This window comes from Aeromonas sp. R1-2, from assembly GCF_040908505.1.
In the GTDB taxonomy this organism is placed as follows: Bacteria; Pseudomonadota; Gammaproteobacteria; order Enterobacterales; family Aeromonadaceae; genus Aeromonas; species Aeromonas veronii.
In genome coordinates this window covers 1-4,786 of the sequence record NZ_JBFODU010000045.1, presented here as the reverse complement: position 1 = coordinate 4,786, position 4,786 = coordinate 1, and the positions used below count along the sequence as shown (strand labels likewise).

At 52.5% G+C, this 4,786-nt stretch carries 5 protein-coding genes and 2 pseudogenes; 3 read left to right on the top strand and 4 right to left on the bottom strand.

Annotated elements, in window-relative coordinates; translation table 11 throughout:
- Positions 1 to 915, top strand: a pseudogene (locus AB5Y76_RS16025) (IS3 family transposase); the annotation flags it as partial.
- A gap of 21 nt (positions 916 to 936) precedes the next feature.
- Complete coding sequence (locus AB5Y76_RS16020) at positions 937 to 1,125, top strand: hypothetical protein (protein ID WP_368177758.1); 189 nt, start codon at positions 937 to 939, stop codon at positions 1,123 to 1,125.
- Positions 1,126 to 1,163: 38 nt separating this feature from the next.
- Here the strand turns inward: AB5Y76_RS16020 and AB5Y76_RS16015 are convergent, their stop codons facing one another.
- On the bottom strand, positions 1,164 to 1,760 hold the full coding sequence (locus AB5Y76_RS16015) for an MliC family protein (protein ID WP_263719289.1): 597 nt from the start codon (positions 1,758 to 1,760) through the stop codon (positions 1,164 to 1,166).
- 293 nt (positions 1,761 to 2,053) lie between these two features.
- Between AB5Y76_RS16015 and AB5Y76_RS16010 the strand changes: the two genes are divergently transcribed.
- On the top strand, positions 2,054 to 2,434 hold the full coding sequence (locus AB5Y76_RS16010) for a hypothetical protein (RefSeq protein ID WP_005335561.1): 381 nt from the start codon (positions 2,054 to 2,056) through the stop codon (positions 2,432 to 2,434).
- A 130-nt stretch (positions 2,435 to 2,564) separates the two neighbouring features.
- Here AB5Y76_RS16010 and AB5Y76_RS16005 read toward each other — a convergent pair whose 3' ends face one another.
- The 3 genes and pseudogenes from AB5Y76_RS16005 to AB5Y76_RS15995 form a co-directional block, all read right to left on the bottom strand.
- Positions 2,565 to 2,930, bottom strand: a complete 366-nt coding sequence (locus AB5Y76_RS16005; RefSeq protein WP_263719290.1) for a DUF2061 domain-containing protein — start codon at positions 2,928 to 2,930, stop codon at positions 2,565 to 2,567.
- A 362-nt stretch (positions 2,931 to 3,292) separates the two neighbouring features.
- Positions 3,293 to 3,961, bottom strand: a complete 669-nt coding sequence (locus AB5Y76_RS16000; RefSeq protein ID WP_263719291.1) for a hypothetical protein — start codon at positions 3,959 to 3,961, stop codon at positions 3,293 to 3,295.
- Positions 3,962 to 4,275: 314 nt separating this feature from the next.
- Positions 4,276 to 4,786, bottom strand: a pseudogene (locus tag AB5Y76_RS15995) (IS630-like element ISAhy2 family transposase); the annotation flags it as partial.

Below are 4,786 nucleotides of genomic sequence, written 5' to 3'. Positions count from 1 at the left end.
CCTCAAAGAAGCCGTGGAGTATGGTCGAGCAAAAAAATGGATTGCGCATGCGCCCTTGTTGCCGGGGGACGACGATTAAGTGCTGTGAGCCAGGCCCTTAATGTATCGCGTGCGCAGCTATCCGTTCGTGTTCATCGCAAACCAGGTTGGCAAGATGGTCGTCATCATCGCCAGCGTGATGATGCAGCCTTACTTGGCCGTATCATGGAGGCGATGGCAGAACGTCCCTCCTATGGCTATCGCCGGGTCTGGGCGCTGTTACGGCGTCAGTCAGAGGCAACAAGACAGCCTGTAGTAAACGCCAAACGGGTATATCGCGTCATGAGAGAGCATGGCCTGCTGCTGGAAAGAAAACCGGCTGCACCCTTGACCCAGCGGGCACATAAGGGGCGTGTCGCAGTCAAAGAGAGCAATCGGCGATGGTGCTCGGATGGCTTCGAGTTTCGCTGCGATAACGGTGAAAAACTACGAGTCACGTTCGCCATGGACTGCTGTGACAGGGAAACCCTGGACTGGGCTGCCAGTACCGGGGGTTACGACAGTGACACGGTGCAAGATGTCATGCTGAGGTCTGTCGAACGTCGCTTTGGGGATTCGTTGCCGGCATCACCGGTAGAGTGGCTGACTGATAATGGCTCGGCGTATCGAGCCCATGAGACCCGCGCGTTTGCACGAGAAATCGGGTTGGAGCCCAGAACGACTGCGGTGAGAAGCCCACAGAGCAACGGTATAGCGGAGAGCTTCGTCAAGACGATGAAGCGAGACTATATCGAGATGATGCCGAAACCAGATAGCCGAACAGCGGTAGGCAATTTGGCCATCGCGTTTGAGCATTATAACGAGCACCACCCGCACAGCGCCTTGGGATACCGTTCACCCCGGGAATTTCTGCGCAGTCGGGTATCACAACCCTAAGCGGGAAAAGTGTCTGGATCTATGGGGTCAAATCCACGGGATCTTGCCCCGTATGGTCTGGCCAACGGCGACATTCTGGAGCAGATCAACGGGGTGGCTTATCGTCCCCTCGATATCGACAAGGTGCGTGAACTGCTCAGCACCAGCAAGCCGGGGTCGCTCAAGTTGCGGATTGTGCGGGAAGGAAAACCGCTGGATATCGCTATCTAGTCAAGGTGGGGCGGCAAGACGAGCCGCCCCTATGAGCCTCAGCCCTTGGTCGGATTTTCCATGCAGGTGAGGGTTGGCTGGCCGTAACGCTCCAGCGTGGCTTCATCCCCTTTGGTGAAGAAGGTGAGATTTTGCCCTTCATAACGGGCGCCGCTGGCGCTGGGGGCTTCATAGGCGAGCACTTGTTGCTGCTTGTCGCCCTCGCTCAGGTTGATCACCGCGGCGGGCAGCTTGGCATCGTTATAGAAGTAGGTGGAGAGAGTGACGTTCTTGCCGCACTGGTAGTTGACCGGTGCCGGCACCATCAGCTGGCCGCCGCTGATCTGCAGTTCGGTGATCCGCAGCAGGTAGTTATCCTCCACACACTGGCGCAGATCCTGCCCCTTCCAGCAGTCGTTGCGACCCTTGAGCCAGCCGCGCTGCATGGCGCGCTCTGTCTTGAGCTGTTCGGGAGAGAGCGCAGCAATCGCCTTGGGGTAGAGGGCCGCCAGTTCGTTATCAAGGGCGGCCAGTCCGGCATCCTTGCAGATCAGGGTTTCGACCGACCCGGAGGCTTTGGTGCAGTCAAAGGAGGGGCTTGCAGCGCTGGCAAGCAAAGGGGCAAACAGCAGGGTGGCAAGCAAGGTCTTGTTCATCGATAGATTCCAGCAATGAGGAGGGCATATCTGCCTACTACAGCACACTCTACAGGGCAATGCAGCAGGGGAGCCGAGCGCATTTTGCTCTGGAGCGTGTGCTGGCGACCGGTTTTGCCGCGCTCCTCCAATGGGGAAGAGAACTGTTGCTGGATGAGGCCGGCTTGTTTGAAAACTGGTCAGTAGTGGTCGCTATTTTGAGCATTCAGACAGGCTCTGAGCATTGCACTTTCACTCCTGTTCGAGAGGCGTGCTAGATTTGCGGCCTTTTCTTAATAACAAGAAGGTTAGCTATGTTCAGGTTGATGACGGGGGCCTTGCTGGCCATCATGCTGTCCGGTTGTGCGGCCATGTTTAACGGCACAAGTCAGCAGGTTTCCATTCGCAGTCAGGATCCCGATGCGGAGATCTACGTCAACGATATGTTGCTGGGCCACGGCAATGTGATCACCTCGTTCAAGAAGAAAGAGAATTACACCATCACGGTCAAGCGTGCTGATTGCTACTCGGTGACAGTGCCGGTTTCCAAGTCGTTCGATGCCACCACTCTGCTCGGGATCTTTGTCGATTTCGGCGTGGTCTCCATTCTGGTGGTCGATGGGGTCGGCACCGGCGCCTGGCAGAAGTTTGACCAGAATGCCTTTATCGTTGATCCCATCTGCAAGAAAGCCTGATCGTTATTGATGGGGCATCGGGTGATGCATCCAGATACAGATCTTTGCTGATGTGAAAAACCCGACACTCCTGGCCGGAATGTCGGGTTTTTTGTGGCCGCGATAAAGGGGGAGGCGGGTTGCCGGTTGATCAGGCCAGCGCCAGTTGCTGACTGCGGGCGCGCCACAGCCGCTCGTGGAAGAAGAACACCACGGTATTGATGGCCGGTTCGATCATCGCCATCACGCCGCCGGTGAGCAGCTCGCCGCTCAGCAGGAAGGCAACCCCGAAGGCCACCGAGAAGTGGACCACCGCGAAGCTGCTGGTCTTGGCCTGCAGGCTGTGATTTGGCTTGAGCTTGTGCCAGCCAAGGTCATGAAAGTAGAAGGCGACCGTGTTGACGGCGGGCTCGATCAGGGCGATCAGGCTGGCGGTCAGCGGCTCACCGGTCAGCAGGTAGGCCACGGTAAAGGCGACACCGAAGTGCAGAATGGCAAAGCTGATGGTCTTTTTCATGATGGTGGCTCCCTCTGTTGATGATGAGAGTATCTGCCAAAATGAGATCAAATGAAAACCATTCTCATCTATTGCCAAAATAGAGAGAACCTATCAAAGGAAAAGTGCCTCCGCATTGCCGTGAGGCAGGCTCACGGTGTGCCAGCATTTCGGGCAGGCCGGATAAAAACAGGAAGGCCCGTGACGGGGCGTCGCTTTTCTGTCTACCGGGGCACAGGGCCGCTATTACTACTCTGAGACCTTGTTGAGCCACTCGACCCTGTACAGAAGACCTTGGACACCCATCTTTTGGGTTCGGGCTATGCTACGCCTTGCTCAAAAAGGTGGGTGTCCCAGATTTGTGGTGTGGTTTGTTAGGCGCTTTACCAGAACCTATTTTGGAGCGAAGGGATTTCTAATTGCAAATCATCTGCATATTCAAAATTTTCTTCATCGTTATCAGACATATGTAACTCAGTGGCGTATGAGCGCAACCAGAGCTTCCTGTCTTCGGCCGAGAGCACATATCCTTTAAGCTCTTCTGTTCCTTTAAGGCGATCCGGATATGCCCAACCTTTTTTTTCGAGTTTAGTAATCGTAACAATCAAGTGAGCCAACAAAGGTTGTTCAGGTGACACAATTTTATGGAACCAAGGCCAAAATCCTTCATCTCCTGGAGATGCTCGCCAGCCTTTCACTTCGTTTACCTCAGTCAAGTTAGCGTATGGGTGAGAGTGGAACGTTCCTACTAATTCGATATTTGGCCAATATTTTTCGAAAAAGCTTTTTTTCGCGATTATTGAATTTAAATCAGGCTGAACCCAATCCTGATGTCTTAAAGCAGATGTCTCCACTGTAGCCATTGTAGCTACTACCCGAGCGGGTAAATTTCCTTTTTGAGGAATCGAATAACCCCATAACAACCCGAAGGTCTCCAAGTTTTTATGCGATTTACCATTTTTATGCGCCTTATGTTCAAACTCGTAAGCCTCTATGGCCGTAGTGAATAGTTGAGGTACAACATGATCTTCAATCACTATATTTTTATTCATTTTTCAATCCTTAAAATAATTTGAAACTTTTCTTGCGCCTAACGCTCTGCTAAGGGGTGAGTAATGCACTAGGAAAGCTACCGCACACCAACTTAATCACAAAACCCAAAGCATCCTAAAAATGCCAAGCATTGCGAATCCCTCTTAAGCAGTTTGTTAGCCGAATATGCTGGAGTTAAACATCAATCCCTCGAACAGCTTGTTTGTCTGGAATGATGTAATGACCTAGTTTTGGCTGTCCTCGATATGCGGCTATATCTTTATATGTGTTAGTAATACCACCAATGAATGCTAAATAACTGATCCTAATAGTGCTACACCTTCGCTGTGCCATAGCCATTCCCCGGGAAAGGAGACACGGTATCCATGAAGTGTTTCACTCGAGCCAGCAGGTTGGCCATCCTTCTGCATTGATGATTGCGCGTGATGGTTTCATGCAACTTGTGCCACAGCCGTTCTATGTGATTAACCCAAGGACTGTAAACTGGCTGGAATACCAGGCAGAACTTGGGATTCTTCTTCAACCATCGCTCGGTCTGCTTGCTTTTGTGAATGATGTAGTTATCGAGGATCAGCGTGATGGTTTTGGCTCGTCGGTAGTGGTGACGCAGCTTTTCCAGCATGGCGATAAACAGCGATGAGTTTTTCTTTATCCCGCTGACGTAAAGCACTCTTCCGTTGCCTGCATGGAGAACGCCTGCCAGGTAATGTTTGGCGTTCTGTCCCGGTGTGACAACCCGCTTTTGCTGCGCTCTGAACATCCAGTCGGCCCCAAATTTGGGATTGAGGTCTATATCGACTTCATCCTCATAAAACACCGGATTA

What these genes read in the sequence shown, in the direction of transcription:
- AB5Y76_RS16020 (WP_368177758.1), top strand. Translation starts at nt 937, where the DNA reads ATGGGGTCAAATCCACGGGATCTTGCCCCGTATGGTCTGGCCAACGGC.
- AB5Y76_RS16015 (WP_263719289.1), bottom strand. Translation starts at nt 1,760, where the DNA reads ATGAACAAGACCTTGCTTGCCACCCTGCTGTTTGCCCCTTTGCTTGCC.
- AB5Y76_RS16010 (WP_005335561.1), top strand. Translation starts at nt 2,054, where the DNA reads ATGTTCAGGTTGATGACGGGGGCCTTGCTGGCCATCATGCTGTCCGGT.
- AB5Y76_RS16005 (WP_263719290.1), bottom strand. Translation starts at nt 2,930, where the DNA reads ATGAAAAAGACCATCAGCTTTGCCATTCTGCACTTCGGTGTCGCCTTT.
- AB5Y76_RS16000 (WP_263719291.1), bottom strand. Translation starts at nt 3,961, where the DNA reads ATGAATAAAAATATAGTGATTGAAGATCATGTTGTACCTCAACTATTC.